Genomic DNA, 26,322 nt, shown 5'->3' with positions numbered 1-26,322 from the left:
ACTATCAGGCGGCGTGGTCGCGATCCATCAGGAAGCCGGTCACCAGTGATTTGAGCGGCGTCAGCTTTTCGGCAATTGCCAGCCCTGCCTTGCGCAGCGCCAGGGAAGGCTTTGCGTCATGGGTATAGAGCGACGCGATACCGTTAGTCGCAGCGAAAAGGGGTGCCGTTGCGCGCCGATGACGCTTTTCGAAGCCGCGCAGCACGCTCGCAGCACCGGGATCGCCCTCACCTCTGGCGATCTCCTCACAGAGTATTTCCTGCCCTCTCAGCCCAAGGTTGAAGCCGTGCGCCGTGATCGGGTGCATCCCGACAGCCGCATCGCCAATCAAAGCCAGACGGGTAGTCTCGAAGCGATGGGCGAAAACCGTCTTGAGAGGATAGGTGCACCGTGCGCTCTCGAGGTTCATGCTGCCCAGACGGCTCTGCGTCCGGCGCGTGATGTCTGCATCGAACGCCTCTTTACCCATCGCCTTGAGTATCCCGATTTCTTCGGGGTCGAGCGTCAGCACGAGAGAGGAAAGGTGCCCTGGCAATCCGTCATCGGCTACCGGAAGCAACGCGATTGTCTGACCTTCGTCGAACCATTGCAGGGCGACGCCGTCATGTGGCTCTGGATGACGCATGCGGCAGACAAGGATCTCCTTGCCAAAATCATGCACGATTGCCCCGATACCACGCATCTGCCTGATACGGGAGAAACGACCATCAGCAGCAACAAGCAGGCTTGAACTGATCAGCCTGCCGTCATCCAGAAGAGTGATCGCCTCATCCCTGTTGCCTGAACTCGCGACGACGCCCTTGCCCGAAAGAATCGTGATCCGGTTTTCTTCGCGCACGGTTTCATACAATGCCGTGCGGATAAGGTGATTGGGCACGAGATAACCGAGCGCGTCAGACTTCTCCTGCGGTGCCCTGAAAAGCAGGGCCGCCGAGTTGTTAGCGGGGGCTTCCTGCCCGGTTTCGATCCGTGCGGTTATGAGCGGAGAAACGGACCCTGAGGGGATGCGGTCCCATACGGCATTCTGTTCCAGCCAGTCGCGTGAATGATGCGTAAGGGCGATTTCGCGCCCATCGAAGGAGGGGGAAGCAAGAACGGTTTCAGGCGCCGGATCGATAACGGCTACGCGCCAGCCAGCCTTGGCAAGGGAGAGAGCGCAGGCAAGACCCGCCGGCCCTGCACCGGCGACGGTAACGTCGTATTTCTCTGTCACTGATCTGCCCCGAATTTAACCGGCTCACCCTTATAGAAGCCCATATAATCCTCGATATCCGGTCGCTTGCTGCCCTGTACCGGCTTGTCTGGCGTACCAACGAACAGGAAGCCGGCAAGACGCTGGGAGTCCGTCAGCCCAAGGGCCTCACGGAAGCAGGGCTGACCGGCGAAATCGCTCGACACCCAGAATCCGCCAAAACCCTCCATATGGAGCGCATTGAGGACATTCATCACGCCCGCGCCAACGGACAATTCCTGCTCCTGGAGCGGGATCTTGCTCTCGGGATCAAGCGCCATCACGAGGCCAATCGTCATGGGCATCTCGGAAAAACGCTGGCGACGTTTGGCGATCTTCTTCTCAGGCACCTTGGGATCGGCGGAGATCATGGCCTTGATCACCTGCTCGGCAAATTCGACGCGATGTTTGCCCTTGATCACGATGTAGCGCCACGGCCTTATCTTGCCGTGATCGGGTGCCCTCAGTCCCGCCGAGAGAATGCGAGCAATCTGCGCCTTGTCTGGCGCAGGCGCGCTGAGATGATCAGTCGAGGCCCTGCTCAGCAGGACGTCAAGGGCGGAGGGGGATGCGTGCGCGCTGCTCATGGGCGATAGATGGCAAGTTCCCCTCCTCTCGCCAAGAGGCCATCGCGTATTCGCTTCGAATAGTTTATGGAAGAGATCATGACAGACGCCAGACAGTCCCGCATTCACCGCAAGACCGGTGAGACCGATATCTCCGTTTCCATCAATCTGGATGGCAGCGGCCAGGCCGAGCTCGATAGCGGGATAGGCTTTTTCGATCACATGCTGACGGCACTGGCCAAGCATGGCGGCTTCGATCTCGAAGTGCGCTGCCATGGCGACCTGCATGTCGATGGTCATCATACGGTGGAAGATATCGGCATTGCGCTTGGCAAGGCCTTTGCTCAGGCCCTTGGCGACAAGCGTGGCATCACCCGTTTTGGCCATGCTCTTGTGCCACTCGATGAAGCACTTTGCGAAGTCGTGGTCGATATTTCCGGACGTCCCTATCTGGCATGGAACGTCAGTTTCGTGCGCGAGCGTATCGGCGAGATGGATACAGATCTCTTCGAGGAATTCTACCGCGCCTTTGCCATGGCAGCGTCCATCGCCCTGCATGTCACCTGCAAGGCTGGGCGCAATGCGCATCACATCGCCGAGAGTGGATTTAAGGCCTTTGCCCGTGCCCTGCGCATGGCTGTCGCACTTGATCCGCGTGTCGCCGGAAGCGTGCCTTCAACCAAGGGGGTCTTGTGAATTATTATCAGGCCTATCGCGCACAGAATGAGGCTGTTCCGTCCATGGTACGTCAGGGCTTCTACTGGCGGCTCATGATCCTGGGGCCTGTGGGGCTGCTTTTTTCGAGATGCTGGATCTCGTTTGCGCTGACAGCCTGCCTCAATGTGCTTCTCGTCCATTTTGGCGGCCCCTATGGCTGGCCTGCAGCCATAGGTGTTAATCTCGCTCTGGCGCTTTTCGGTGCAGAACTGATCGGCTGGGAAAAACGCCTCAAAGGCAGCGCCTCGGCTGGACTCTGGCTCGGTCGGTCTGAGGCTGACGCGCAACTGCGCTTCGCAGACAAGATGCAGGCGTCATCATGAGAAAAATAGTCGTCATCGATTATGACGGGGGCAATCTGGCCTCGGCAGCACAAACCGCCCGTCACGTCGTCACGGAAAAAGGCCTCTCAGCCGAGGTCATCATCACCGGCAATCCTGAGACGGTACTGAGCGCCGATCATATCATCCTGCCCGGTCAGGGTGCCTTTGCTCATTGCGCCTCCGGCCTGCAAGGCGGCTTGCGAGAGGCGCTTGTCGAAGCGACGGACCGTGGAACGCCCTTCCTGGGTATCTGCGTGGGCATGCAGCTCATGGCGGAGTGGGGGCTAGAGCATGGCCGCACCGCCGGGCTCGGCTGGATCAAGGGCGAGATTTCGAGAATGGATTTCGCGCTGGAAGCCGGGCTGCGCCTGCCGCATATGGGCTGGAATGTGCTCGAGTTCGAGCCGGGCGCCCACCATCTCACGGCTGGGCTGGAAAAGGGTGACCACGGCTATTTCGTCCATTCCTATGCGCTTACAGGTTGGGACGAGTCCGATATCGTGGCGACAGCAGACTATGGCGGCTCCGTTCCTGCCATCGTGGCGCGCGGCAATCGCTGCGGCACACAGTTCCATGTCGAGAAGAGCCAGAAGACCGGGCTAACGATCATGGCCAATTTTCTGAGCTGGACCCCGTGACACGCATCGCAGAACGCCTCTCGCGCATCGATGACACCGATATGGCAGCGTTGTGCGAAATCACAACGGCGGCCATCATCGACGGGGGCGGCCTTGGCTGGCTGACACCGCCAGGTCGCGCTGTGCTGGAACGCTATTTCAACGGACTTCTGCTCGTGCCGGAAACCCGTTTTTTTGTCGTTCGTGACGAGAGCGGGCAGATACAGGGCTGCGCCCAGCTTCTGCGCCCCTCGCGCAACAATGAGGCGCAGGCCCAGACGGCCCAGATAAGGGGCTATTTCGTCGCCCCCTATATGCGCGGCCGCGGACTTGGCTTCGTTCTGGCTGATGCTGTGATCGCAGCGGCACGCGCCATGGGCTGTCGTGTTCTGAACTGCGAAGTGCCCGAAACCCAGTCCTCTGCTCTGGCCATGTTTCGCTCGCTGGGGTTCGAGCATTGGGGCACCCACCCTTATTACGCGCGAAGCCATGAAGGCACGATCAAGGGCCTGTTCATGACCAAGATCCTCGATCGGGTCGGCGCGGCGGCGAGACACAAGACACCCACTGAGAAGGAAAGCAGCGTGGCGACCACCGACGCGAAACCGAACCGTCACCTGACCCTGTATCCCGCCATCGACCTCAAGGACGGTGCCTGCGTTAGACTGCGGCGCGGCGAGATGGATGACGCGACCGTCTATTCTGACAATCCGGCGGCGCAGGCCCTCGAATTCGCCCGCGCCGGATGCTCGCGCCTGCATGTGGTCGATCTCAACGGTGCCTTTGCCGGGCGCTCCGCTAATGGGGCGGCGGTCGAGGCGATCATTGCAGCGACTGATCTACCGGTTCAGCTGGGCGGCGGCATTCGCGATATGGCCGGCATCACGCGCTGGCTCGAGGCGGGGCTCGACCGTGTCATTCTTGGCTCGGTAGCCGTCAAGAACCCCGAACTGGTGCGCGAGGCTTGCAAGGCTTTCCCGGGTCGGATCGTGGCTGGCATCGACGCAAGACAAGGCCGTGTCGCAACGGAAGGCTGGGCAGAAGTGTCCGAGCTTAACGCACGTGATCTCGCGTTGCGTATGCAGGATGTCGGTGTCGCTGCGGTGATCTTTACCGAGATCACACGCGACGGCATGCTTGAAGGACTCGACCTCGAGCAGACGGCCGATCTGGCGCGCAGGCTCTCCATCCCTGTTATCGCGAGCGGTGGCGTTGGCTCGGCGCAGCATCTGCGCGATTTCCGCCAGGTCGCTCAGGATGTACCTGGCCTTGAAGGCGTTATCGTTGGTCGTGCCCTCTATGACGGGCGGGTTTCTCTGGCTGAGGCGCTCAGCATTCTCGAGGGGGTCTGATGCTCAAGCTGAGAGTAATCCCCTGCCTCGATGTGAAGGACGGACGCGTCGTCAAAGGGGTGAATTTCGTCTCTTTGCGGGACGCAGGCGATCCGGTCGAACAGGCTATCGTTTATGATGCCGCAGGCGCAGACGAACTGACCTTTCTCGATATCACCGCAAGCGTCGAAAATCGCGATACCATCTATGATGTCGTGCGGCGCACGGCAGAACGGGTTTTTCTTCCCCTGACGGTGGGGGGCGGCGTTCGAGCACCCGAAGATATGCGGCGCCTTCTGCTTGCTGGAGCCGATAAATGTGCAGTCAATTCCGCAGCTGTTGTTAATCCCGATCTGATTAATGAGTCTGCCAATCGCTTCGGCAGTCAATGTGTGGTCGTGGCCATTGATGCGCGCTCTGACGGCAAGGGCGGCTGGGAGGTCTACACGAAAGGTGGCAGGCAGCCGACCGGAATCGATGCCGTTGCTTGGGCCAAGGACGCTCAGGCGCGTGGCGCAGGTGAAATCCTGCTGACGAGCATGGATCGCGACGGCACCGGCAAGGGGTTTGATCTGGATCTGCTGCGACGCGTCTGCGGTGAAATCACCATTCCCGTCGTCGCTTCAGGTGGCGTCGGCGCCCTCGATCATTTCGTCGCAGGTGCAAAGGCGGGTGCCAGCGGCCTTCTTGCCGCCAGCGTTTTTCATTTCGGCACGTTTGGCATAGCAGGCGTCAAGGCAGCGCTCGAGAACGCAGGCCTGCCAGTGCGACCGAGCAACTGACGACACAAGCATATCATTCGGAACAAGAGACGGATCACGATCATGGCGCTGGCAACAAAACGCACGACACGCAAGACTGACGAAAGCGCAGGCAAAAAGAGCGGCGCAAAGCGGTCGGAAACCAAGGCTGCGGCAAAAAAGTCACCCGCCAAAAAATCGTCTGGCAAGAAAGACGCCATCAAGCTTGATGCCGTCGAAAGCACAACGGTAGATGCCCATGTGCTAGATCGTCTTTTCGAGACTGTGGAGTCACGTCGTGGCACCAATCCAGCTCTGAGCCACTCCGCCCGCCTTCTCTCTCGCGGAAGAAAGAAGATCGCGCAGAAATTTGGAGAAGAAGCGGTCGAATGCCTGATTGAGGCCGTTGCGGGAAAGCAGTCCGAGTTCATCAGTGAAAGTGCGGATGTGCTGTATCACCTGATCGTCATGTGGGTCGATGCAGGCGTGACGCCACAGGAAGTATGGCAGGAACTGCGCCGCCGTGAAGCGATGAGCGGTGTTGAGGAGAAAGCCTCGCGCCCAACGCAGGAAGGAGCCTGATCCATGACGGTCGACCTGCAAGCGCCTTATGATGTGAACAATATTTTCGCCAGGATTCTGCGCCGCGAGATCCCTGTCGAGATTATCTATGAAGACGATTATGCCCTCGCCTTCCCTGATATCGCGCCTCAGGCGCCCATCCACGTCTTGATCATCCCTAAAGGCGCCTATGTGTCCTCAGCCGATTTCGGCGCGTCTGCAAGCGATGCAGAGATTGCCGGTCTGGCACGCGCTATCACGAAAGTCGCTGAAAACCTCGGGCTGTCGCATTCCGGATATCGCCTGATTTCCAACACCGGCCCCGATGCTGGCCAGGAAGTGCCGCATTATCACGTGCACCTCCTCGCTGGCGCGAAGCTCAGCGCAAAACTGATTAAAAAAACTTCCGAATAACCCCTTGCCGGGTGCGTATAAATGTCATAGAACGCACCTCGCCTCGTCCCATTCGTCTAGAGGCCTAGGACACCGCCCTCTCACGGCGGCAACAGGGGTTCGAATCCCCTATGGGACGCCATTTGATTTTCCGCAGTTTTCTGCGGGTTCTTATGGTTAAAGAGCAAAATCCTGATTTACCATATCGTTGATTTTGAGCCATTCCTGAGCCAATCAGGAAATTATGGCTCTTTGGTATCAGGGGCTTCGCATGAGCGAATCAGAAAGATCAGGCATCGATCCGGCCACAGGTAAACCACTCCCCAAGGGCGTATGGTTCCGCGGCGCAGGTCAGTATCAGGCCCGCAAGATGGTCGATGGCCAACGCCTGAGAAAGACCTTCGCATCCTCAGCACTGGCTCGTCGCTGGCTCACTGAAAAACGCGCTGAAGTCGATCTGCGTCAGTTCAAGGACACATCGTCCCTCGACAGGACGCCTCTCAGACGACTGGTGGAACGCTACCGCGACGAATGCATGGCTCATCGCCAGGCGGACCGCACTGGCCACATCCCTGCCCTGCTTGATGACCCTGTCGTCAATGCCATGGTGAGTAGATGGCAGCCCGCTGACGTCCGGGCTTTTCGTGATCGTATGCTTGCGGATGGCTATGCGCCAGCAACCGTGGTCAAGCGGCTCAATCTCCTCGCCAGCATCGTCCAGCACGCGATCAGTGAATGGGATATCCACACGGTCAATCATGCTTCGGGCAGGGTTGTTAAACGGCCGCAAGGTGCTGACAGGAAGCGTAACAGGCGATTGGCCATGCTCGACAATGACGACACTTACCAGAGTGAATATGACCGCCTGGTAGATGTTGTTTCAGCCTCTGAGCATGCGGATGATGTATGGCTCGTCAAATGGTCAATCGAACAAGCCTGCCGTTTATCGGAGTCCGTCTCCCTCTGCTGGAAAGACATCGACTTCCGCAGTCGCACGCTTTCGCTTGCCCGAGTGAAAAGCGCGCGACACAGGGAGGAGCTCGGCCCTGAGAAACGCCCGCTGACACCTCTCGAGCAGATGCCGCGCAGGCCAGAGCCGCATGATAAGATTTTCGATATCGGCAATGAGAAGGCGTTCTCTGTCCGCTTTGGCCGGATGACAAAACGCGCGGGCCTGACCAATCTCACCTTTCATGATCTTCGTCATGAGGCGACGTCGCGTCTCGCGCGCTATCTTGCAAACCCCCTAGATCTGATGCGGGTCACCGGACATCGCGATCTGAAATCGCTCGATCGATACTACCAGCCCATCATGCAGGAACTCGCGGACAAGATTGAGGCTAATGAGTCAACGCCTATGAAATAGTCGACTAAATTTCCCTACTTCCGATAATTCTTATTATCGGAAGTAGGGGGGGCGAGGGGGTTATAAGGCCTAAGATCCCCTCCTCAGAGGCATGTCTCCACCCTGGTGCGTAACCGTCAGAATTTTGCCGACATAGTATTATTACGCGTCGTGAGGCGAGCCACGCTCAACTACGCGTGCCGACGAGTGACTCTATCAGGGGAAGACGATATAAGACTAAGCTATGCGGATTTTGGTTCACGCCTGCTACGATTCAGTATGTTCGCGGAGCCGCTTCCGATATCGATCATCCTTTTCCCAGACTGCTACCGCCGTCGATGAAAAGCGACTGGCCTGTGATGAAGCTGGCAAGGTCTGAGCAGAAGAAAGAAATCGCTGCTGCGATTTCTTCGGGGCGGCCAAACCGTCCAACAGGCACACCTGCAAGATATCGCGCCCCGCCGTCGCTACCAGGCTGATTATTTGCGCGAAAGAGCTCCGTCTCCGTTGGGTCCGGGGCGACGACGTTCGCCGTGATGCCATATGCAGCGTATTCAATCGCGATTGTCCGCGTGAGGCTCTCGAGTGCAGACTTTGCAGCCGCATATCCGGCACGATACGGCAATCCGCGAGTTGTGAGACTGCCAACATTTACCACGCGTTCAAACTTGGCATCGCGCATGCCTGGAAGCAAAGCCTGCGTAATCTGTAACGCCGGACGGAGGTTGGACCCAAGCAGCGCCATGAAGTCTACGTCCGTGACGCCCTCAAAGCGCTCATGTCTCGCAATACCGAAATTATTGACGACGCCCAGCACGTTACTGCGGCTGGCGATATTTCTGGCCAGCTTCCGGATCGCGTTGCTATCAGTCAGATCACACGAGATGAACTCGCCCGGAAATTTTCCCGCAATCGAACGGGCTACGCCGATAACATGCCAGCTCGCGTCAGCAAGCGCCTGCGCTGCCGCCCGCCCGCCCGATGCCTTTCGACGCGCTTGTGATGAGAATGGACTTATCCAATGGAAGCCCCCCCCGATAAACAAATTTGAGGTTCAGCCGATGAGCGCGGGGGCGTATCAAGACACCCCACGACACCTCGACCGAGGAACTTCCCTCGACCGTTTGCCAAAATGTGCTGTGTTCAGTCTGCTACACGCAGTTTGCCCGGGGCGGTCCATTCGGCACCCGCCATGAAGCTGTCCAAAGGTGTATGGGCGAGGTGGTTGGTATAATTCGAGATCAGCTTGGTGGCTGCAAGTACCAGTACGTCGAGTACGGACTGATTAGTGTAGCCAGCAGCCTTGAATGCGTCGACATCAGCTTCGCTCAGGACGCCACGACTGCGTGTCACCAGCGCCGCGAATTTGCGCAAGGCTTCAAGCTTGGGGTCGGCAAGGGCCTTCCCCTCACGGATCGCCCCGATTGACGCATCGTCGACTTTTGCCATGCGCGAAAGGTTGGTGTGACCTGCCATGCAATAGGTGCACTCGTTTTCATAGATGATCGACAGATAGGCAATATTCCGCTCGACGGGAGAGAAGCTCGTTTTTTCAGCAATCCCCCACAAGGCAGCGTATGCCTCAAGCGCCGCAGGGCTCTCGGCTAGAACGCGATGCAAGTTGGGGATAAAGCCCCAGGCCTGCTGTACCCCGTTGAGAATGTCTGCTGATGCCTTCGGTGCATTTTCGATATCATGCAGCTTGAACGCATTGGTCGTCATCATGAAAACTCCTGTATCCTTGCTTGCCAATATGACAATCAGGAAACGGAGATTTCGTATTTTCCTCTCGCTTGGGGAGCGGGGTAACAGCAATAACGCTTGTTCTTGAATGGAATGGCCGGGCCCGATCGTAGTGGATCGATGAGAGCAATATATCAAGTCAGGTGCCACCCGTCATTGACCTGTCGATGTCGAACTCCGCCTCAACGTCTCAGCACAGCTGGCACACTTTCAGGGCTGCGTGCTCATCTCCACACTGATCCGTCCAGTTATTTCAGTATACTTATGGGTCTCACGAGAGTGATTTTGCTTCGCAGATTGTCAGAGTATGGCCCGTAACACCGAACGCTGCGCGGCCGCCAAAACCAGAGACTTCGACTGGAGGTAAACATCGGTGGGGAATGGTTGGGTGAGATCTCAAGGCCGCTTCGACAAATGGGGAATGTCGGGACAGCGGTATTCTTCGCGTATGGATGACTGCAATAAGTGCATAAGATACAGTTATCTCTCGTAGTCTTCCTACTTTTCGAAAGGCTGCTTTGCTGAGCGCGTCGCATGTCGCAGACGGAAAACCAAATCGATCAGAGGCAGAGCCGCCCCCGGAGATTCATCAGAAGCCTGCTTTGCTAGCATAGCTTATCCAAGGCGATCGCAATGCCAACCCATGTCTTTCTGAATATCGCAATAGGCCGTATGCGCACCAAGCGGCGGCACCCTGCCTTCATTCCATCAAGCCCTGAACAAAATCTGCAAATTGCCTTGCCTTTGCGGTCATCATTCTCCCCGTAGGGAAGACAGCCCACAGGTCGATATCAGGCAAAGACCATGCCGGAAGCAGGTGCGTTACGGCGCCGCTCTCCAGTTCAGGGGCAAACATCCAGTCCGAGGTGATGGTCAGGCCCATATCAGCGAGTATGGCTGCCCGCAGGCCTTCGGCAGCGCTGACCCTGAGACGCCCCGCAACGGACACCGAGACAGCCGAGCCATCCCTGTGAAATGACCAGACATTGGGGAGCTGACTGTAAACGATCGCGTTGTGATCAGCCAGATCAGCAGGGACCAACGGCATGCCCGCACGCGCCAGATAGGCTGGTGTGGCCAGCACCGAACGTTTTCCTGTCGCCAGCTTGCGTGCGACCGCCGAAGAGTCGGCCAAAGCCCCCATACGCAACGAGATATCAACCCCCTCGGCCACGAGATCGATCATCCGGTCATCAAGCAGAATATCCACATCGAGCTGCGGATGCGCATCGAGAAATGCTGGCAGCCGCGGTATGATGTGCAGTCGCGCAAATGTTGTCGCCGCCGATACACGCAGGCGCCCGGACAGGCCGCTCCCCGCACCACGCGCGGCCAGCTCCGCTTCGTCGGCCTCCTGAAGCGCATTGCGTGCGCGTTCATAATATGCCTGCCCCGCTTCGGTAGGTGTAAGGCCATGAGTGGAGCGTATGAGCAGGCTGACCTGTAGCCTCGCTTCGAGCTGTGCCACGATTTTCGACACAGCGGGCTGACCAACATGAAGCTGCCGTGCCGCTGCTGAGAATGAACCCGTTTCGACCACACGCACGAACGTGGTCATCGCCTGATATCGGTCCATCCTATTCCTCCGGGGAATGATGCTTATCGCATCGAGCCATCTGCCATGCCCAGTGAAACAGAGGCAAACCAGACCTGCAACCCGGTCAGCGTCGGGGAAGGATGGAGCAGGCTTCAGGATGATCGTTCATTTCACCAACGCCGTGTCAACACGACCGGTGTCGCATTTCATCTCGGCCTATCAGCTCACGGGTGACCTGCCACAAGCCATGGTCGCTGCCCTTCTCCCGGCGCTCTCCGCTCTCCTTGCAAAACCTGATGGAGGAACCGCTCATGATTGAGGTCTACGCTTTCGCGACGCCCAACAGCGTCAAGGTCACCATCGCGCTGGAAGAGCTCGATCTCGCCTATGCGCTACACGGCATCAATATCCGGCAAGGCGAACAGGGTACCACGGCCTTTACGACGCTCAATCCCAACCAGAAGGTTCCGGTACTGGTTGATCACGACGCGAGGGATGAGAAGCTCGTCCTCACAGAGTCTGCAGCCATACTCGTGTACCTGGCTGAAAAAACCGGCCGCCTCCTCCCTGCAACCGGGGCCGAACGGGCGCGCGTTTTCGAACAGCTTTTCTTTCACGCCTCTGCCCTGAGCCCCGCCTTCGGCCAATCGGGTTTCTTCCAGCGTTTCGCCAGCGAGAAACTGCCTCTCGCGATCGAGCGCTTCGACAAAGAGGCAAAACGCGTCCTGCATGTGCTCGACACCTTGCTGGCGCACCGGGATTTCGTGGCAGGCGATCATTTTACTATCGCCGATATTGCCCATTTCGGTTGGCTCTGGCGGCGCAGTTTCCCCGGCCTCACCCTCGATGACACCCCTCATATCGCCCGCTGGTACGAGCGGATTGCGGCCAGACCTGGCGTTCAGCGCGGTATCGCCCGGGTTGAGACGCTCGCCGCCCCAAACTGATCCTTTTCTGATCGCTCCGAGGTTATTCTCATGAACAAACTTTTTACGCCCTTCAATGCCGGGGCGCTGTCGCTCGGCCACAGAATCGTCATGGCACCCCTTACGCGCATGCGGTCGGACCATACTGGCAAGGCCAATGCCCTCATGGCGCTGTATTACAGCCAGCGCAGCTCACCCGGCGGTCTTATCATCTCAGAGGCAACACCCGTCGCGCTCGAAGGATACGGCTATGCCGGCGCGCCGGGCATCTATGACGACTCCCAGATAGACGGGTGGCGCAAGGTGACCGGGGCTGTTCATGCACGCGGTGGCAAAATTGTCATGCAGTTGTGGCACGTAGGGCGACAGTCGCATCCTGATCTGCAGCCAGGTGGTGCAGCCCCGGTCGCGCCCTCTGCTATCCAGGCAGAAGGTGACGCCTATACGCCCAATGGCCCTGTCCCGTTTTCCATGCCGCGTGCCCTCTCGCTGGAGGAAATTCCCGCGGTGATCGAGCAGTTCAGGGAAGGTGCCGCAAGGGCAAAGCAGGCAGGTTTTGATGGCGTGGAAATTCATGGCGCCAATGGCTATCTGCCAGACCAGTTCCTGCAGGACGGTACGAACCACCGCACCGATGAGTATGGCGGCCAGATCGAGAACCGCGCCCGCTTTCTGTTGGAAGTGACCCAGGCAGTCATATCCGTCTGGGGGGCAGACCGCGTGGGTGTTCGCCTGAGCCCAAGTGGCACCTACGGCTCGATGTCAGACAGCAACCCCCAAGAAACCTTCGGTTATGTGGCGGAGCAGCTGGACAGGCTCGGCATCGCCTATCTGCATGTGGTTGAACCCCGCATCAAGGGCACGGAACTCATCGCCGAGAGCGAACCTGTGGCCGCGCGTGATCTGCGCGAAAGATTTCGGGGCACGCTGATCGCGGCAGGTGGGTTCGACAAAAACAGTGCCGCAGCCGTGCTCGCATCCAGTGATGCCGATGCCGTCGCCTTCGGCCGGCATTTCATCAGCAATCCCGATCTGCCTGAGCGCCTGCGCGGGGACCTTGCTCTGACAAATTACGACCGCTCGACCTTCTACGGCGGCGATGCTCGTGGCTACACCGATTATCCCTTCTTCGACGCCTCGACACCAGAGCAATAACCACCGCGGTTATTCCACCAGGGAATGACCATTAGTCGTACCTGCCATCATCCCTCCGGTACGGCGACCTCCTATCGTCAGATCCGTCACCAGATTTCAAGGAAACGAACCCATGACACTTCAGGCAAAGCTCGACGCCTTCAAGACCGATTTCGAAGCCGGAAAGCCCCCCTATAACGTTCCGCATAGCGTCATCGAAACCATGCACCGTGCCACCGCCGAGCTGGTTGCGTCCGGCGCTGCGGAAAAAGCCCTCAAAGCCGGAGACAAGGCACCCGTTTTTACGCTGAACGACCCCGAGGGTAACACTGTCTCTTCTGCTGATCTTCTGGCCAAGGGGCCTTTGGTCATCAGCTTTTATCGCGGTGTGTGGTGCCCTTACTGCAACATGGAATTGCAGGCTCTCGAAGCGGCACTTCCCTCATTTCGTGAGCTTGGCGCCCATCTGATCGCGATCTCCCCGCAAACTGCGGTAAACAGCCGAAAATCAGTCCGCCAGAATGAACTGCAATTTCCGATCCTGTCTGACACGCATAATGACGTCGCCGCGCAGTTTGGCCTTCGCTTCACCCTGCCTGATTATCTGATTGAGCTTTACAAGAATCTCAAGAACGATCTGCCCGGTTTCAATGGTGACGACAGCTGGACGCTGCCTATGCCTGGCCGCTTCGTCATTGGTCAGGACGGCGTCATTCTCTATGCCGAGGTCAATCCGGATTATACGCGTCGCCCGGAACCTGCCGACATGCTTCCTGCCCTGCGCCACGCGACCCAGTCGGCCGACTGATTACTCCATCCATACCGCCCCGGCTCGCGCAGGGGCGGAATTTTTCACTAAGGATACGGAGAGAAATATGCGCTCCAATGACATGGGCAATAGCTTCACTCGCCATTTGATGGGTGACGAACAGTCCGCCAAGCTCATCGCGGCATCACAGTCAGGCACATTTGGCGCAGCCATAGCCGGGTATGCAGTCGATCATGTTTTCGAGGACATCTGGACACGTGAAGGGCTCGATCAGGCGCGTCGAAGTCTCATCACCATGACCGTCATGGTTGCGCTGCGCCAGCCTCATGAATTCGGCCTCCATATGGGTTTTGCGCTCGATCACGGTATGAAGCTGAAGGAAATAGAGGAGGCTCTGATACAGATGCTCCCTTATGTCGGCTTCCCCGCCATTTCCGGTGTCATGCCTGTCGCTGCGAAGATCATTGCTGAGCGTGGACTCGACAAAAGCGAAGAGTATGAAGGCCATCGCGGTCTGCTCTGAGCCCTCACCCAAGTACTGTACCCTGCCGGTAGAACGGGCCTCGTCTCGCGCTCCCGATGACATCCAGCCTGCGGCGTTCACGAATCTCTCTGCGCCCCTCTCGCGCTTCGTGAGTACTTCACGGCAATCTGCCTTCGAAAAGGAACAGTTATGACGAAACTGCATCGAAAAACGGCCCTTGTGACCGGAGGAAGCAGCGGGCTCGGGCTTGCAATCGCAACGCGTTTCATCGCTGAAGGCGCATTTGTCTATATCACCGGTCGGCGACAGGCCGAGCTTGAGCGGGCTGTAGCGGCATTGGACAGTCAGGCCGCCTCTATACAGGCCGATGTCAGTCTCCCCGGCGATATCGAACGCATGGTGGAAACGATACGGCGTGAACGTTGGGCTATCGATATCCTGGTCGCCAATGCCGGTATCGTTCTGCCTCAAACACTCGAACAGGCAACACAAGCCAATTACGATCGGACGTTCGATATCAACGTGAAAGGCCTGTCTTTCACGATCAGCAAGGCACTTGGCCTGTTGCGGTCTGGCAGCTCAGTCATCCTTGTCTCATCCATCGCTGCCAATAAGGGTGTGCCTGGCTATGGCACATACAGCTCAAGCAAGGCTGCAATACGCAGCCTGTCCAGAACCTGGACGGCCGAACTGATCGAACGCGGCATAGGGATCAATACCCTCAGCCCCGGACCGTTCGACACACCAATCATGGACAGTCAGGCCGATACGCCGGAAGGTGCCGAAGCCGTCAAGCGTCAATGGGCTGCAGCCGAGCCCATGAAGCGATTGGGGCAGCCAGAGGAACTTGCTGCGGCCGCGCTCTTTCTGGCTTCTGATGAAAGCAGTTATGTTGCAGGCATTGACCTCATTGTCGACGGTGGTGCGGCCGCGGTCTAGGGCTCCGTGATCACCACAGGATTGCGATCACCAGTACGGTGGAGCGTCAGCAGGACCCGCCCATACTGCCAATCAGACTGACATGGTTTCGCAAGGGTGAGCTATCATGATCCGTTTTTATTTCCATCCCACGCCCAACCCGGCGAAAATCGCCCTCATGCTCGAGGAAACCGGTTTGCCCTATGAGGCCATACCGGTCGATACCCGCAAGGGTGATCAGCATGACCCGGCGTTTCTCGCGATCAACCCCAATGGCAAAGTGCCTGCCATTATCGACACCGAAGGTCCTGCGGGCCCGGCAACACGCGTGTTCGATTCCAATGCAATACTGCTCTATCTTGCTGAAAAGACCGGGCAATATCTTGGGACCCCCGCGGACCGGCCTGAATTGCTGTCATGGTTGATGTTTATCGCATCCGGACTCGGGCCTTTTTCCGGTCAGGCCGTGCATTTTCAGCATGCAGCGCCCGCCGGGCTGGACTACGCCGTCAATCGGTACAGGCGCGAGGTCGAACGACATTACACAGTTCTCGACCAGCACCTCACGGACCGCCGTTACATCGTGGGCGATACTTTCACGATTGCCGATATGTCTGCCTGGGGTTGGCTGGAGCGTGCGCCCCGTGTGCTCAAGGAAGATTATCCGCTCGAGCGCTGGCCTGCACTTGCTCGCTTCATGCACGACATCAACGCCCGCCCGGCCGTGTCGCGCGTGCAGGCGCTCATGAAGAGGCACGCATTCAAGACAGATATGGACGATCAGGCACAACGGGCCCTCTTCCCATCCAATTTCCCTATCCACAGTCGGGAGCAGCGCTCATGACCGCTTCGGAAAACTATACACCGCCCAGCGTCTGGACATGGGACAAACAGAATGGTGGCAAATTTGCCAGCACCAATCGCCCTGTCGCCGGGCCGACGCATGAAAAGAACCTCCCCGTAGGGCGTCACCCGCTCCAGCTGTACTCACTGGGTACGCCCAATGGGGTAAAGGTGACGATCATGCTGGAGGAACTCCTGGCCCTGGGACATGAGGGGGCGGAATATGATGCCTGGCTGATCAATATAGGGGATGGCGATCAGTTCGGATCGGGCTTTACAGCCATCAACCCGAATTCCAAGATCCCGGCGCTGGTTGACCAAAGCGGGGGCACCCCCCTGCCCGTCTTCGAATCAGGATCGATCCTGCTTTATCTCGCCGAGAAATTCGCGGCTTTTCTGCCTCGGGATGTTCCATCGCGTACGGCCTGTCTGAACTGGCTTCTCTGGCAGGTCGGCAGCGCACCCTATCTCGGCGGCGGCTTTGGCCATTTCTATGCCTACGCCCCTGAGAAGATCGAATATGCAATCAACCGGTTTGCCATGGAGACCAAACGCCAGCTGGACGTTCTCGACCGGCAGCTTGCCAGGCATGAATATATAGCAGGCGACGCCTATACAATTGCCGATATGGCGATCTTTCCCTGGTATGGCGGCCTTGTTGAAGGCTGGCTCTATAATGATGCTGCACAGTTTCTGAGCGTTCAGGAGTATTCCCATGTGCAGGCGTGGTCAGCCCGGTTGCTCGAACGCCCTGCTGTCCAGCGGGGCCGGATGGTGAACAGGCTCTCAGGCCCGCTCTCTTCCCAGCTTCGCGAACGCCATGACAGCTCGGATTTCGAGCTTAGAACGCAGGACAAATTGCCGAAAGACAGCGCGATCTGATCGCTTCCACCCCGCCGCATCGGGCGATGCACCCCGCATCGCCCGGAACTACCAGCGTATCAACCACGGCAATACCAGACGCGTGCTGCAGGCCACCAGTGCACAGGCCAATGAATACCAGACGACGAGATAAAGCGGGTCATCAAAGGGGCAGGCCAAAGTAAAGACGAGCGCACCAAAAGCCGCGCCGGCAATGCCAGTGACCCACGCCGTTCCGCGCACATCAACCGGTGCGCCGCGGCGCACGATAACACCCAGCGCGAGGACAGCGGGCAGAGCAAGCTCTACGATCTTGCGTGCACAGACCATGCCGTGCGCCGGATCAAGCCTGAGCCATAAAACCTCTGGCCCAGCCTGAAGCGCATCCACAAGCCAGCCAAGGGCAAAAAGAACAAGAGCGGTCACGCCCAGCCAACGCAGCCCCTGCCGGGGCGAACGCGTCGGGTCGAGCGAGACCAGCGCCGAAGCGCCGCCCAGCCCGACGATCAGCAGCAGTCCGATTGCCTTCCACCAGAAGCTCATCATGTGCATGGCATGGGGCATGTCAGGGCGCATCAGGCCAAACCCGAGCACTGCACCAATCTCGACCCCGGCGAGAACCGCGAGGGTCAAGGCATCGCGCCAGAGCGAGCGCCTCCGGACGGGGCGAAGATCGGTTACAAATTGCTCGATCAGGGGATCATTCACCATCATTGCCTCCCATCACCAGAGTGCTCATGCGACTCAACCCACGATGGATATTGACCTTCACCAGCGTCGCGGATTGCCCTGTGCGACGTGCAGCCTCCTCTATGCTCAAACCCTGCAACTTCACCAACCTGATCGCTTCTGCTGGCCCCGGCTTCAACTGCGCCAGAAGCTTTTCCAGTGCATGAGCCGTGGTCACCTGTTCCTCGTGATCGCCCACAGCCACCGTCTCATCAAGCAGGGTCGTTTGTGTACGCCTGGCGGCCCGGAGGCGATCAATCCATTTGTAACGCGCAATCGCCGCAATCCACGGGCCGAATTTCTGGGAAGGATCGAAGGTGTGACGCTTCTCATGCACCGCCATAAGGGTGTCCTGCACGGCGTCATCGACCATTGAGGGCGGCAGGCGTTTGAGGAAAAAACGGCGCAACCATGCCTGTGCCTCGCCCAGCACCAGGCGATAAGCCTGTGCATCTCCTGCCTGCGCGGCCTCCATCCAACGGCTCCAATCCGCTTCTGTCAAAAATCTGCTGCCTTCATGCGTGACCGGAGATCATTTCCTACCGCTATCATTTGACATACGTAAAGACCCGGGCGCCGTAGAAAGTGCGAGGACTGGCTCTGTCCGCCAGCTTGCCGGGAAGCTGGCACGCAGTGCGTCCAGTCGCGGGGCATCATAGGTCTCGATGTAGATATTATGCGGATAACGCGCCGCAAAATTCTGATGCTCTCTTTCCGCCCCGCTAAACGCCTTGTCAGGCTGAACATGCGTTGCAATGGGCTGGGCAAAGATGTGGGCGGCATCGAGTTGCGCGATATAGGCCTCTGCCACGCGCGCCTGTTGCGCTGTGCGCGTGAAGATGACGGAACGGTATTGTGGCCCCGTATCGGGGAATTGCTGGTCGATCTGCGTCGGGTCCAGTGCCACGGTGAAGAATATCCGCATCAGCGTGCCAAAGCTGACGAGGGTAGGATCATACTCAACCTCGACCGATTCCGCATGACCGGTATCGCCTTCGCTGACGCGTTCATACTGGGCCGTGTCGCGCGCTCCACCGTCATATCCGGCTCGGGTAGCTGTGACGCCTCGCACATGCTGGAATATGCTCTGCACCCCCCAGAAACACCCTCCCGCAAAAACGACGCTGGATGGGGTCATCCCCGGACGGGAATCATCGGGGGGTGCCGTCATCTGCCCGATGGGTTTGTCGTTACCAGTCTTTGCCACGATAACGGGCTCAGGCAAGGTCGGATAGGCAGACGCCCTTGAGGTGACCTGGTGCAGAATGCCATAAAGGCTGAATGTGGCGAGCGCGACGCCAAGCACGTTTTTTCTGATCATCATGCGAACTTTCAGACTGGCCTGAAGGTAAAGGCTGCACCGTTCATGCAGTAGCGCAATCCGGTCGGTTGGGGACCGTCATCAAAGACATGGCCAAGATGACCACCGCATGTCGCGCACCGTACCTCCGTGCGCTCCATGCCAAGACTGTCATCCCCACGCTCCTGAACAGCATGGGGCAGCGCTGCCGTGAAACTTGGCCAGCCCGTCCCGCTTTCGAACTTGCTGCGTGAGTCAAATGCCGGTGTTGCGCAGCCTGCGCAGGCAAAACGCCCCTGTCGGTGTTCGTTCACGAGCGGGCTGGACCAGGGTGCCTCTGTGCCAGCCTCGCGCAGAATCTCGAATTGCTCCGGTGTGAGCAGGTGCCGCCATTCAGCAGCACTATGCGTCACGGGATAAGGTTCTGCGCCCCAGGCGCGGCCCGTCAGAGCCAGACAGACTGAAGCAAGGCAGAATTGTCGACGCGATGTCATGAACTTCGCCCTTTTGCTGAATTTCACTCCATCCTTCGTGCTGCACCGTGCAGAGGTTACGGGCAGCCACACTGTTTTTTTTCGTTCCGTGCCGTAACTTTTAGGGGCCTGCGCACGAAGGAAGCTCTGCCAGCCTCCAGAAGACTCAGGGAACGAACTGCCATGTCACGATCGCGACGCGCGCCCGCACCGATCATACGCCTCACCCATTGGGCAGGCGCGCTTGCCATGCTCGTCATGATCGGTAGTGGCTGGCAGATCTACAACGCCTCCCCTATCCTGCCTTTCGAATTCCCCGCTGCCATCACTCTTGGAGGCTGGCTTGGCGGCGGCATTGCCTGGCATTTTGCTGCCATGTGGGTGCTGATGGGGGCGGGGCTGGTTTACGTCGTGTATGGCGTCGCAAGCGGGCATTTTCGCAATGACCTGCGCCCTGCAGGACCGCGATCTGTGATGAGGGATATAGGGCAGGCCGTGCGCCTGAAGCTCTCCCACAAGGCCGGTCACTACAACGCCGTGCAACGTGCGCTCTACACGGGCGTGCTTGTGGTGGCTGTGCTGACGGTCACGACGGGCCTCTCGATCTGGAAACCCGTGCAACTTGGATGGCTGACCTGGTCGTTCGGAGGGTACGACATTGCCCGGTGCATCCATTTTGCCATGATGAGCCTGATTGTGGGCTTTCTTCTACTTCATGTCGCGCTTGCCCTGATGGTGCCTGCCACCTTGTGGGGCATGGTGTTCGGGCGACGCATGCCAGATAGCGACAAGGAGAGCGCATCATGAGCCCGCCGAAAATAGACCGCGCCGGTGTCGCGCCCGAATTGCGCAAGCTCGAACGCAGGCTCTTCCTGCGGAGCAGCCTTTCGCTTGGTGGGCTTTCCCTGCTGTCAGGCTGCGCACTGGACGATAACGCGTCGGTGGAACACGCACTCAGCCTGATGTCACGTTTCACCGACCGGATGCAGGCGCTTCTTTTCAGCCGTCAGCGCCTCGCAAGGGAATTTGACCCGTCACGCATCACACATCCCTTTCCATTCAATGCCTATTATGACGAGAGCGACGTAAGGCTCGTCGAGACTTCATCCTGGCGGCTGGAGGTGAGCGGGCTTGTTTCAGACAAGAGCCCTTGGTCGGTCGCCCGGTTTCGTACCCTGCCGCAGAAAAGGCAGATCACGCGACATATCTGCGTGGAGGGGTGGAGCGCTATCGGAGATTGGTCCGGGGTTCCGCTCTCTGTATTCCTGCAACATGTCGGGGCCGATCTGCGGGCAAGATATGTGAATTTCCGCTGTTTTGATGATTACAGCACGAGTATAGATATGGCGACGGCACTTCATCCGCAGACAATCATGGCGCTGGATTTCGGCGGGAACCCTCTCCCACCCGCCTATGGCGCCCCGATGAAGATCCGCATCCCTACAAAACTCGGCTACAAAAACCCGAAATATCTCGCCTCTATCGAGGTCACAAACCATTTCCCGGGCGGATATTGGGAAGACCAGGGGTATGACTGGTTCGGCGGTTCATAAAAAAGCACACAGGCATGTAACCTGCGGCAAGGCTGAGGCGAAAGAAAAGATATCGGAAGCTGGCGCGTCCATTTTCCGATCCTTTGAACCGATCCAGGAATGTAATCATGTCTTTTCGTACACTCGCACTTGCCTGTGCCTTTTCTTCGACAATGCTGCTGGGAGCCCCTGCCTTCGCTCAGGACACCATGTCACATGGGACGATGTCGCAGGGCGCTATGGCCCATGACAGCATGTCCCACGGTGACATGTCCTCCGACAGCATGAAGAAGCATGCCATGACGAAGGACGAAATGGCGCCCCACGGGGTGTCGAAGCAGTCCATGAGCAAGCATGGCAGCATGATGAAGTCAGAGGGTATGGAAAAGAAGAACAAAATGGGCAATGCGATGAAACACGACCCGATGGAACATGACGCGATGAGCAATGATTCGAAAGGCGACATGGCAAAGCCGAACTAAGGGCCAGACGCCTGTGGCCAAAAGCCACAGGTCGTCCCTTTGGGGCGTAATCGAGTTCTGGTCCTAGGCTCAGGACTCATAGCCAGAACATGACGGTTGCGGCGAGGCATATGGCTGAGAAGAAGAAGGTCGGGCATCTGTCGTAGCGGGTTGCGACCCGCCGCCAGCCCTTGAGACGGCCGAACATGATCTCGATGCGGTTGCGTCTTTTGTATTTTCGTTTGTCATATCTGACGGGTTTCCCGCGGGATTTTCGTCCTGGAATGCAGGGTTTGATCCCTTTTCCCTCCAACGCATCCCGAAACCAGTCAGCATCATAACCTCGGTCTGCCAGCATCCACTGTGCCATAGGAAGACTGTCCAGCAGAGCAGCGGCACCGGTATAATCGCTGATCTGCCCCGCCGTCATGAAGAAGCTCAGCGGTCGTCCGTTATGATCGGTGACCGCATGCAGCTTCGTATTCATGCCACCTTTTGTCCGTCCGATCAGGCGGCCTGGGTCCCCTTTTTCAGCCGCAGGCTCGAAGCCGTGCGGTGCGCCTTGAGATACGTCGCATCAATCATAATCGTCTGAAGCTTGGCTTGCGTAGCAGACATGCCATCCATCATCCGCATGAAAATGCCCATGTCGCCCCAACGCTTCCAGCGATTGTACAGCGTCTTGTGTGGACAATATTCCCGCGGCGCATCGCGCCAGCGCAGACCATTGCGGTTCACAAAAATGATCCCGCTCAGCACACGACGGTCATCAACGCGAGGTTTGCCATGGCTCTTGGGAAAGAATGGCCGCAGACGCTCCATTTGTTCGTCCGTCAGCCAAAACAGATCGCTCATCTTCAGTCTCCTCAAGGAGCCTGAATCAAAATTCCCTTCAAAAATCAACGGGTCCTGAGCCTAGTCATACGCTCTCTTGATCTGCTCCATCTGAGCTGCACCAGTGTCGTACGAAATGGCTAAATACAGCTCCCGGCTTTTTACATCCTCCAGAGGAACCGGCGCCGGTGATGTCACGTTGACTGCGGCATAATAAGTGCTGATGATGAGAGCGTCATCTGTGAGCTACAAACAGCACCGTTTTCTGGGTGAGTTGATAGCGCATGCGGTGTGGCCATACTTCCGCTTCCCACCGAGCTTTCATCTTGTGGAAGAGATGCTGCACGAGCGGGGGATCGGGGTCCCGTATGAGACGATCCGACGATAGAGCCTGAAATTTGGTGTGGCCTATGCCCGCTCTCTGCAACGCACGAAGGCCCGGCCTGGTGATCTCTGGCGTCTGGACGAGGTGCGGATCGCGATCCGTGGCAAGCCCCATTGGCTGTAGCGGGCTGTCGATCATGAGGGCATTATTCTCGATGAGATCCTGCAGACCCGCCGGAACATCAAAGCAGCCAGACGTCTGTTAACCTGGCTTTTGAAACGGTAGGAAGTACGCCCCTGTTACATGATAACTGACATGCTGAAATCCTATGGAGCAGCAAGACGCAGACTTGGTCTCGCGATCCGGCATCTCTCGCTTAAGGGCTGAACAGCAGGGCGCAGAACAGTCATCTTCCCTTGCGAAAACGCGAACGCATTATGCAGAAATTCCGCTCGCCGGGCGGATGTCCGCGCTTCGTCTCTGTCTTTTCAGCCATCCGAAATCTCTTCGTCCCACCCGCCTCCATCACCACCGCTCTTTACCGGCATATCCATCGCCTCAGGGCTCTCGCCCAATGGAGCAACGTGACCGCTCTCAGAATCTGGACACCTGTTCCCCGGGACTCGCTTATCTCACGCCACTTAACGTGAGATCACCACTCAATATATACAGAACGGGTCAAAAAAACCGGTCCGGATGACTCAATAACCACCTATGATTTTACGTGGATGTGGCACAAACTGGGGCTAATCGAACTCCGCCGGTAACCAGCGTCACGACAATGTTCTCACATGACGTTGTTTAGCGTACCATACACGCGATGTCCTCAGATCCTATAAATCTTTGTCAACGTGACCTAACCGCGAATTTCGTAGAAATTTACTATCGGTCCATAATTACTCTCATCATCTATATAATTAACAACGAAATTTCGGTCTGGGAATGTTTTTTTCAAGGACAAATCCCAAGAAAATGCAATTATTTTACCAATATCTTTAGCAATATCATCATCTACACGAATTTTGTTTCCATCAAATAATTCAAATATATAAATTTGGTTAAAACTTTCTTCGTCGAATTTTTTATTTTTACTGTCTTCCATTCCTTTTTTTGCAGCTTCTGGACTAATGGCAACTCGCGCAAATACATAATCGTTTAATAAGAAAAATTCAGGGAAAAGAACTTTAGAGAACACAATGCAGTCAGAAGGATTGCAATTATAACTCATGTAAAAAACTAACGGAGATTCAGAATCATTTATGCAAGGACCAAGCCAATTGGTATATTTGATTGGATCTTTAATGTTGGGTATTGTATCTATTTTTTTCAAGGTATTTCATCCACTCTTGCTTCTCTGGGCTTTGATCCTTTAGGCTTCTGCGCTTTAATGGAACCATCTGGCAGAGTATTCCTACCATATTCAAGCACATGCGGGGTTTCTACCCCGGCATGGGCTCTCCCTCTAACGTCAACTCTTTTCAAGATGATTCCGTCCTTATCATATGTCGCGTAAACAGTGATATTTCCTTGGTTATCCGCTCTATAAACAGTCCCGTTTTTGGGTCCGCCCTCCGTTGGCACGTCACCTCGCCATTTGATTGCGTTTTCGAGCGGACCTCCTCGCAAATCTCTCTCGTTTCTAGGCTCTGGATAAGATGGTTTTCCCTCGTTGTTAGGCGGCGGAACGTCGTTTTCGTCGTCAGGTGGTGGGTTTTCTTCATCTCTATCATCTGTGTCCGGCTTACGCTCCCCAGACGTTTCACCGCCTCCTTCGCCCTCATCTCTCGTGGCCTCTCTCATTTTCCTCAGGCGGGAAAGGGCTAAAAGAACTTTTGGGTTGAAACCGTCAATGACCGTTGCTCCCGCAAAACCCAGAGTAAGTGCCGCCTCTTTTTTATCTCCATCCATGTACTGCTTGGCAGCTAGCCCAGTTCCAAATCCCGCACCAAGAATGGTCGGCAGGTTACTGCCACCAGTTAGTAGTGCGTTACCAACTTCTGAGGCGGTTATGCCGTAGCGGAAATCAAGGCCAGGAGCCATGTGATGCCGGGGGGCAGTAACTGTAAGAGTGTCATTGCCATGATTATCACTATAGGCGCTAATCTTCTGACCGTCTGTCCGTGTGCCACTCTGATCGGGGTCTGTGAGATCATAAGAGGCGAGCCCATGGGCATAGTAATGTTCGCCCGTCAGAGTTTGATCACCCGAGAGGCTGGATCCGGCATTTCCGGATGACGTATTCGCGTTTCCGTCTTGGCCCCGTTTCGCTGCGACAGCAGAATTAGCCTGCGCTGCTTTGGTATCCGCAATGCTTTTATGCACCGCAGCCGAAGCCTGATCTGCCTGATATTTGTCGTAAGCGGCGGCGCCGATTTCGACTGCGCTTTCTGCTAGCGTCTGGCCTGCAGTCTGGATCTGAAGCGTCGTGTTCAGCTTCTTAGCGTCAAAATCATTATCCAGATGTCCATTCGCGCCAGCAAGATCGGTGCTGTAATGCCCCGTCGTGCTGCCGCTCTGCACATCGATATTACCTGTGATGACCGATTGCGTGACGCTGCTCTCGCTGTGGTCCTCATGGCCCACCGCAAACGTGCCCGTCTTGAGCACATCTTCCGGCGCCTCGTCTTTCGAATATCCGTCTCCTGCCGAGACGCTCGTGCCGCTTCAGCGCGAAATGTTCTCCGGGCTCTCCGCCGTCAGGCTGCCTGTGCTGAAATGGTTGCGCGCCGCCTCAGCCGTGCTGCTGATTACGCCGCCGGTCAGATGCGTGTTGCCGGACACCTCGACATCAAGACCGTCGTCACCCGCATAAAGGCCCGACTGGTCCTTTCCGGTCGAACGGTATTCGTCCGTGATCGACGTGTGCGCCATGCTCGCGCCACCGTCCGCAGGGCCAAGCCCCGCTCCCGGTATGAGAACCGTGATACTTGCCCCGCCCGATGTCGCGTTGCTCTTGTAATGCGCCTCGTCCTGCGGGCTCTTGATGACCAGATTACCCGTCTGCACACCGATATGACCGCCAGAGACCAAAGCCCCATCAAGCGTCGTCGTGCCCGGCGTGACTATGGTGACACTGTTCATGCCAGTCACTGTCGTCACAACATGTATCGTGCTGTCAGACTGGCTGTGCTGCGTCGAACCACCCGCTGACGCCGACACGCTGGCACCCGTGCCTTTCATGCCGACACTGCCACGCACCCCGACCGAGATGCCAAAGGAACTGCTCGATCCTTCCGTCTCGCCTTTCTCGACGCCCAATTGCAGCATGATGTCCTTGCTGGCAGCCAGCACCACATCCTTGCCCGATAGCTGACCCGCCGTGACACTGATCGCACCGTTCTGCGCATCCGCAGCATTGTCACCACGCGCCACCATGGCAAGCGTGCCGCCTGCGCTGGCAGACGAGCCCTGCAGTGTCGTCTGGCTCTGACTGGAGGCCGTCTTGCTGGTCGAGAAACCCACACTCGCCTGCACGCCGATGATGTCGTTCTTCCACGCGCCACTCGGATAGGCTCCTGCCTCACCCACCGCCGTCTGAAGGCCGCCAAGCACCCCGAGCACACCGTTTTCCTGCTTCGATGCCGCAAGCGCGCCATTGACCGCCTGCCCAATCATAGAGCCCGGTGAGG

32 protein-coding genes and 1 tRNA gene are annotated in these 26,322 nt (G+C 57.4%); 20 read left to right on the top strand and 13 right to left on the bottom strand.

Features of this window, described 5'->3' with window-relative positions; genetic code table 11:
• Positions 1-4: 4 nt before the first annotated feature.
• Positions 5-1,213: a 5-demethoxyubiquinol-8 5-hydroxylase UbiM gene (gene ubiM / locus IEV53_RS09210; protein WP_188426483.1), complete on the bottom strand. Its 1,209-nt coding sequence runs from the start codon at positions 1,211-1,213 to the stop codon at positions 5-7.
• Complete coding sequence (locus tag IEV53_RS09205; protein ID WP_188426482.1) at positions 1,210-1,818, bottom strand: nitroreductase family protein; 609 nt, start codon at positions 1,816-1,818, stop codon at positions 1,210-1,212. The genes ubiM and IEV53_RS09205 overlap by 4 nt, the downstream gene beginning before the upstream one ends.
• A 78-nt stretch (positions 1,819-1,896) precedes the next feature.
• Here IEV53_RS09205 and hisB point away from each other — a divergent pair, with 78 nt between their 5' ends.
• The 9 genes from hisB (at position 1,897) to IEV53_RS09160 (ending at position 7,845) form a co-directional block, all read left to right on the top strand.
• Positions 1,897-2,493 (top strand): imidazoleglycerol-phosphate dehydratase HisB, encoded by a 597-nt coding sequence (gene hisB, locus IEV53_RS09200; RefSeq protein WP_188426481.1) that lies wholly within the window; start codon positions 1,897-1,899, stop codon positions 2,491-2,493.
• The gene (locus IEV53_RS09195) at positions 2,490-2,837 is read left to right on the top strand and encodes a hypothetical protein (RefSeq protein ID WP_188426480.1); all 348 of its coding nucleotides are present in this window, start codon (positions 2,490-2,492) and stop codon (positions 2,835-2,837) included. The genes hisB and IEV53_RS09195 overlap by 4 nt, the downstream gene beginning before the upstream one ends.
• Positions 2,834-3,475, top strand: a complete 642-nt coding sequence (gene hisH / locus IEV53_RS09190; RefSeq protein WP_188426479.1) for an imidazole glycerol phosphate synthase subunit HisH — start codon at positions 2,834-2,836, stop codon at positions 3,473-3,475. Before IEV53_RS09195 ends, hisH begins: the two co-directional genes overlap by 4 nt.
• 41 nt (positions 3,476-3,516) lie before the next feature.
• Positions 3,517-4,806: a 1-(5-phosphoribosyl)-5-[(5-phosphoribosylamino)methylideneamino]imidazole-4-carboxamide isomerase gene (gene hisA / locus IEV53_RS09185; RefSeq protein WP_188426557.1), complete on the top strand. Its 1,290-nt coding sequence runs from the start codon at positions 3,517-3,519 to the stop codon at positions 4,804-4,806.
• Positions 4,806-5,567, top strand: coding sequence for an imidazole glycerol phosphate synthase subunit HisF (hisF, locus tag IEV53_RS09180; protein ID WP_188426478.1), 762 nt, complete (start codon positions 4,806-4,808; stop codon positions 5,565-5,567). Before hisA ends, hisF begins: the two co-directional genes overlap by 1 nt.
• 42 nt (positions 5,568-5,609) lie before the next feature.
• Complete coding sequence (locus IEV53_RS09175) at positions 5,610-6,107, top strand: phosphoribosyl-ATP diphosphatase (RefSeq protein WP_188426477.1); 498 nt, start codon at positions 5,610-5,612, stop codon at positions 6,105-6,107.
• Between the two features lie 3 nt (positions 6,108-6,110).
• Entirely contained in the window at positions 6,111-6,500 is a 390-nt protein-coding gene (locus IEV53_RS09170) for a histidine triad nucleotide-binding protein (RefSeq protein ID WP_188426476.1), read from the top strand.
• A gap of 45 nt (positions 6,501-6,545) precedes the next feature.
• A tRNA-Glu gene (locus tag IEV53_RS09165) sits at positions 6,546-6,621 on the top strand.
• Positions 6,622-6,750: 129 nt separating this feature from the next.
• The gene (locus tag IEV53_RS09160; RefSeq protein WP_188426475.1) at positions 6,751-7,845 is read left to right on the top strand and encodes a tyrosine-type recombinase/integrase; all 1,095 of its coding nucleotides are present in this window, start codon (positions 6,751-6,753) and stop codon (positions 7,843-7,845) included.
• A 286-nt stretch (positions 7,846-8,131) separates the two neighbouring features.
• On the opposite strand, the gene IEV53_RS09155 is transcribed toward IEV53_RS09160, so the two are convergent.
• The 3 genes from IEV53_RS09155 to IEV53_RS09145 all read right to left on the bottom strand — a co-directional run bounded on the left by IEV53_RS09155 (position 8,132) and on the right by IEV53_RS09145 (position 11,143).
• Positions 8,132-8,869 carry an SDR family oxidoreductase gene (locus IEV53_RS09155; protein ID WP_229719794.1) on the bottom strand — a complete coding sequence of 246 codons (738 nt, stop codon included), beginning with the start codon at positions 8,867-8,869 and terminating at the stop codon, positions 8,132-8,134.
• Positions 8,870-8,967: 98 nt separating this feature from the next.
• Positions 8,968-9,549, bottom strand: coding sequence for a carboxymuconolactone decarboxylase family protein (locus IEV53_RS09150; RefSeq protein ID WP_229719793.1), 582 nt, complete (start codon positions 9,547-9,549; stop codon positions 8,968-8,970).
• Between the two features lie 718 nt (positions 9,550-10,267).
• Positions 10,268-11,143 carry a LysR family transcriptional regulator gene (locus IEV53_RS09145; protein WP_188426474.1) on the bottom strand — a complete coding sequence of 292 codons (876 nt, stop codon included), beginning with the start codon at positions 11,141-11,143 and terminating at the stop codon, positions 10,268-10,270.
• A gap of 118 nt (positions 11,144-11,261) precedes the next feature.
• On the opposite strand from IEV53_RS09145, the gene IEV53_RS09140 reads away from it, so the two are divergent.
• The 8 genes from IEV53_RS09140 to yghU all read left to right on the top strand — a co-directional run bounded on the left by IEV53_RS09140 (position 11,262) and on the right by yghU (position 17,060).
• On the top strand, positions 11,262-11,423 hold the full coding sequence (locus IEV53_RS09140) for a hypothetical protein (protein WP_158625400.1): 162 nt from the start codon (positions 11,262-11,264) through the stop codon (positions 11,421-11,423).
• Entirely contained in the window at positions 11,416-12,051 is a 636-nt protein-coding gene (locus IEV53_RS09135; protein ID WP_188426473.1) for a glutathione S-transferase family protein, read from the top strand. The genes IEV53_RS09140 and IEV53_RS09135 overlap by 8 nt, the downstream gene beginning before the upstream one ends.
• A gap of 30 nt (positions 12,052-12,081) precedes the next feature.
• Positions 12,082-13,185, top strand: coding sequence for an alkene reductase (locus tag IEV53_RS09130; RefSeq protein ID WP_304500708.1), 1,104 nt, complete (start codon positions 12,082-12,084; stop codon positions 13,183-13,185).
• A 112-nt stretch (positions 13,186-13,297) separates the two neighbouring features.
• Positions 13,298-13,972 (top strand): peroxiredoxin-like family protein, encoded by a 675-nt coding sequence (locus IEV53_RS09125; protein WP_188426472.1) that lies wholly within the window; start codon positions 13,298-13,300, stop codon positions 13,970-13,972.
• A gap of 67 nt (positions 13,973-14,039) precedes the next feature.
• Positions 14,040-14,456, top strand: a complete 417-nt coding sequence (locus IEV53_RS09120; protein WP_186807680.1) for a carboxymuconolactone decarboxylase family protein — start codon at positions 14,040-14,042, stop codon at positions 14,454-14,456.
• Positions 14,457-14,606: 150 nt separating this feature from the next.
• On the top strand, positions 14,607-15,356 hold the full coding sequence (locus tag IEV53_RS09115) for an SDR family NAD(P)-dependent oxidoreductase (protein WP_188426471.1): 750 nt from the start codon (positions 14,607-14,609) through the stop codon (positions 15,354-15,356).
• 106 nt (positions 15,357-15,462) lie between these two features.
• Complete coding sequence (locus tag IEV53_RS09110) at positions 15,463-16,179, top strand: glutathione S-transferase family protein (RefSeq protein WP_188426470.1); 717 nt, start codon at positions 15,463-15,465, stop codon at positions 16,177-16,179.
• A complete protein-coding gene (gene yghU / locus IEV53_RS09105; RefSeq protein ID WP_188426469.1) occupies positions 16,176-17,060 on the top strand; it encodes a glutathione-dependent disulfide-bond oxidoreductase in 885 nt (294 codons plus the stop codon). The genes IEV53_RS09110 and yghU overlap by 4 nt, the downstream gene beginning before the upstream one ends.
• A gap of 48 nt (positions 17,061-17,108) precedes the next feature.
• On the opposite strand, the gene IEV53_RS09100 is transcribed toward yghU, so the two are convergent.
• From IEV53_RS09100 to msrB, 4 genes are read right to left on the bottom strand one after another with little or no spacing between them, the layout of a single operon-like run.
• Entirely contained in the window at positions 17,109-17,753 is a 645-nt protein-coding gene (locus tag IEV53_RS09100) for an NrsF family protein (RefSeq protein ID WP_229719792.1), read from the bottom strand.
• Positions 17,740-18,270, bottom strand: coding sequence for a sigma-70 family RNA polymerase sigma factor (locus IEV53_RS09095; protein ID WP_255424179.1), 531 nt, complete (start codon positions 18,268-18,270; stop codon positions 17,740-17,742). The genes IEV53_RS09100 and IEV53_RS09095 overlap by 14 nt, the downstream gene beginning before the upstream one ends.
• Before the next feature lie 30 nt (positions 18,271-18,300).
• Entirely contained in the window at positions 18,301-19,092 is a 792-nt protein-coding gene (msrA, locus tag IEV53_RS09090) for a peptide-methionine (S)-S-oxide reductase MsrA (protein WP_229719791.1), read from the bottom strand.
• 8 nt (positions 19,093-19,100) lie between these two features.
• Positions 19,101-19,562, bottom strand: coding sequence for a peptide-methionine (R)-S-oxide reductase MsrB (gene msrB / locus IEV53_RS09085; RefSeq protein ID WP_188426467.1), 462 nt, complete (start codon positions 19,560-19,562; stop codon positions 19,101-19,103).
• Between the two features lie 162 nt (positions 19,563-19,724).
• On the opposite strand from msrB, the gene IEV53_RS09080 reads away from it, so the two are divergent.
• The 3 genes from IEV53_RS09080 (at position 19,725) to IEV53_RS09070 (ending at position 21,555) form a co-directional block, all read left to right on the top strand.
• Positions 19,725-20,348, top strand: a complete 624-nt coding sequence (locus tag IEV53_RS09080; RefSeq protein WP_188426466.1) for a cytochrome b/b6 domain-containing protein — start codon at positions 19,725-19,727, stop codon at positions 20,346-20,348.
• Entirely contained in the window at positions 20,345-21,094 is a 750-nt protein-coding gene (locus IEV53_RS09075) for a molybdopterin-dependent oxidoreductase (protein WP_188426465.1), read from the top strand. The genes IEV53_RS09080 and IEV53_RS09075 overlap by 4 nt, the downstream gene beginning before the upstream one ends.
• A gap of 107 nt (positions 21,095-21,201) precedes the next feature.
• Positions 21,202-21,555, top strand: coding sequence for a pentapeptide MXKDX repeat protein (locus IEV53_RS09070; RefSeq protein WP_188426464.1), 354 nt, complete (start codon positions 21,202-21,204; stop codon positions 21,553-21,555).
• Positions 21,556-21,631: 76 nt separating this feature from the next.
• Here the strand turns inward: IEV53_RS09070 and IEV53_RS09065 are convergent.
• The 4 genes from IEV53_RS09065 to IEV53_RS09050 all read right to left on the bottom strand — a co-directional run.
• A protein-coding gene (locus IEV53_RS09065; RefSeq protein ID WP_188426463.1) for an IS5 family transposase occupies positions 21,632-22,389 on the bottom strand; the annotation gives its coding sequence in 2 pieces (ribosomal slippage) (positions 21,632-22,056 and positions 22,056-22,389; 759 coding nt in all).
• Positions 22,390-23,549: 1,160 nt separating this feature from the next.
• A complete protein-coding gene (locus IEV53_RS09060) occupies positions 23,550-24,023 on the bottom strand; it encodes a hypothetical protein (protein WP_188426462.1) in 474 nt (157 codons plus the stop codon).
• Positions 24,020-25,300 (bottom strand): polymorphic toxin type 24 domain-containing protein, encoded by a 1,281-nt coding sequence (locus IEV53_RS09055; protein WP_188426461.1) that lies wholly within the window; start codon positions 25,298-25,300, stop codon positions 24,020-24,022. Before IEV53_RS09055 ends, IEV53_RS09060 begins: the two co-directional genes overlap by 4 nt.
• A gap of 57 nt (positions 25,301-25,357) precedes the next feature.
• Positions 25,358-26,322 (bottom strand): hemagglutinin repeat-containing protein (locus IEV53_RS09050; RefSeq protein ID WP_188426460.1); only part of this gene is annotated, 965 nt, incomplete at its 5' end.

Source organism: Asaia siamensis (genome assembly GCF_014635085.1).
Taxonomy (GTDB): Bacteria; Pseudomonadota; Alphaproteobacteria; order Acetobacterales; family Acetobacteraceae; genus Asaia; species Asaia siamensis.
Note: the sequence above shows the minus strand (reverse complement) of the source record. Positions and strands in the feature narration are given on the sequence as shown.

Bases quoted from the DNA above. Each gene is read 5' to 3' on its own strand.
- IEV53_RS09205 (WP_188426482.1), bottom strand. From the start codon at position 1,818: ATGAGCAGCGCGCACGCATCCCCCTCCGCCCTTGACGTCCTGCTGAGC.
- hisB (WP_188426481.1), top strand. From the start codon at position 1,897: ATGACAGACGCCAGACAGTCCCGCATTCACCGCAAGACCGGTGAGACC.
- hisH (WP_188426479.1), top strand. From the start codon at position 2,834: ATGAGAAAAATAGTCGTCATCGATTATGACGGGGGCAATCTGGCCTCG.
- hisA (WP_188426557.1), top strand. From the start codon at position 3,517: ATGGCAGCGTTGTGCGAAATCACAACGGCGGCCATCATCGACGGGGGC.
- hisF (WP_188426478.1), top strand. From the start codon at position 4,806: ATGCTCAAGCTGAGAGTAATCCCCTGCCTCGATGTGAAGGACGGACGC.
- IEV53_RS09175 (WP_188426477.1), top strand. From the start codon at position 5,610: ATGGCGCTGGCAACAAAACGCACGACACGCAAGACTGACGAAAGCGCA.
- IEV53_RS09170 (WP_188426476.1), top strand. From the start codon at position 6,111: ATGACGGTCGACCTGCAAGCGCCTTATGATGTGAACAATATTTTCGCC.
- IEV53_RS09160 (WP_188426475.1), top strand. From the start codon at position 6,751: ATGAGCGAATCAGAAAGATCAGGCATCGATCCGGCCACAGGTAAACCA.
- IEV53_RS09150 (WP_229719793.1), bottom strand. From the start codon at position 9,549: ATGATGACGACCAATGCGTTCAAGCTGCATGATATCGAAAATGCACCG.
- IEV53_RS09145 (WP_188426474.1), bottom strand. From the start codon at position 11,143: ATGGACCGATATCAGGCGATGACCACGTTCGTGCGTGTGGTCGAAACG.
- IEV53_RS09140 (WP_158625400.1), top strand. From the start codon at position 11,262: ATGATCGTTCATTTCACCAACGCCGTGTCAACACGACCGGTGTCGCAT.
- IEV53_RS09135 (WP_188426473.1), top strand. From the start codon at position 11,416: ATGATTGAGGTCTACGCTTTCGCGACGCCCAACAGCGTCAAGGTCACC.
- IEV53_RS09130 (WP_304500708.1), top strand. From the start codon at position 12,082: ATGAACAAACTTTTTACGCCCTTCAATGCCGGGGCGCTGTCGCTCGGC.
- IEV53_RS09125 (WP_188426472.1), top strand. From the start codon at position 13,298: ATGACACTTCAGGCAAAGCTCGACGCCTTCAAGACCGATTTCGAAGCC.
- IEV53_RS09120 (WP_186807680.1), top strand. From the start codon at position 14,040: ATGCGCTCCAATGACATGGGCAATAGCTTCACTCGCCATTTGATGGGT.
- IEV53_RS09115 (WP_188426471.1), top strand. From the start codon at position 14,607: ATGACGAAACTGCATCGAAAAACGGCCCTTGTGACCGGAGGAAGCAGC.
- IEV53_RS09110 (WP_188426470.1), top strand. From the start codon at position 15,463: ATGATCCGTTTTTATTTCCATCCCACGCCCAACCCGGCGAAAATCGCC.
- yghU (WP_188426469.1), top strand. From the start codon at position 16,176: ATGACCGCTTCGGAAAACTATACACCGCCCAGCGTCTGGACATGGGAC.
- IEV53_RS09100 (WP_229719792.1), bottom strand. From the start codon at position 17,753: ATGATGGTGAATGATCCCCTGATCGAGCAATTTGTAACCGATCTTCGC.
- msrA (WP_229719791.1), bottom strand. From the start codon at position 19,092: ATGATGATCAGAAAAAACGTGCTTGGCGTCGCGCTCGCCACATTCAGC.
- msrB (WP_188426467.1), bottom strand. From the start codon at position 19,562: ATGACATCGCGTCGACAATTCTGCCTTGCTTCAGTCTGTCTGGCTCTG.
- IEV53_RS09080 (WP_188426466.1), top strand. From the start codon at position 19,725: ATGTCACGATCGCGACGCGCGCCCGCACCGATCATACGCCTCACCCAT.
- IEV53_RS09075 (WP_188426465.1), top strand. From the start codon at position 20,345: ATGAGCCCGCCGAAAATAGACCGCGCCGGTGTCGCGCCCGAATTGCGC.
- IEV53_RS09070 (WP_188426464.1), top strand. From the start codon at position 21,202: ATGTCTTTTCGTACACTCGCACTTGCCTGTGCCTTTTCTTCGACAATG.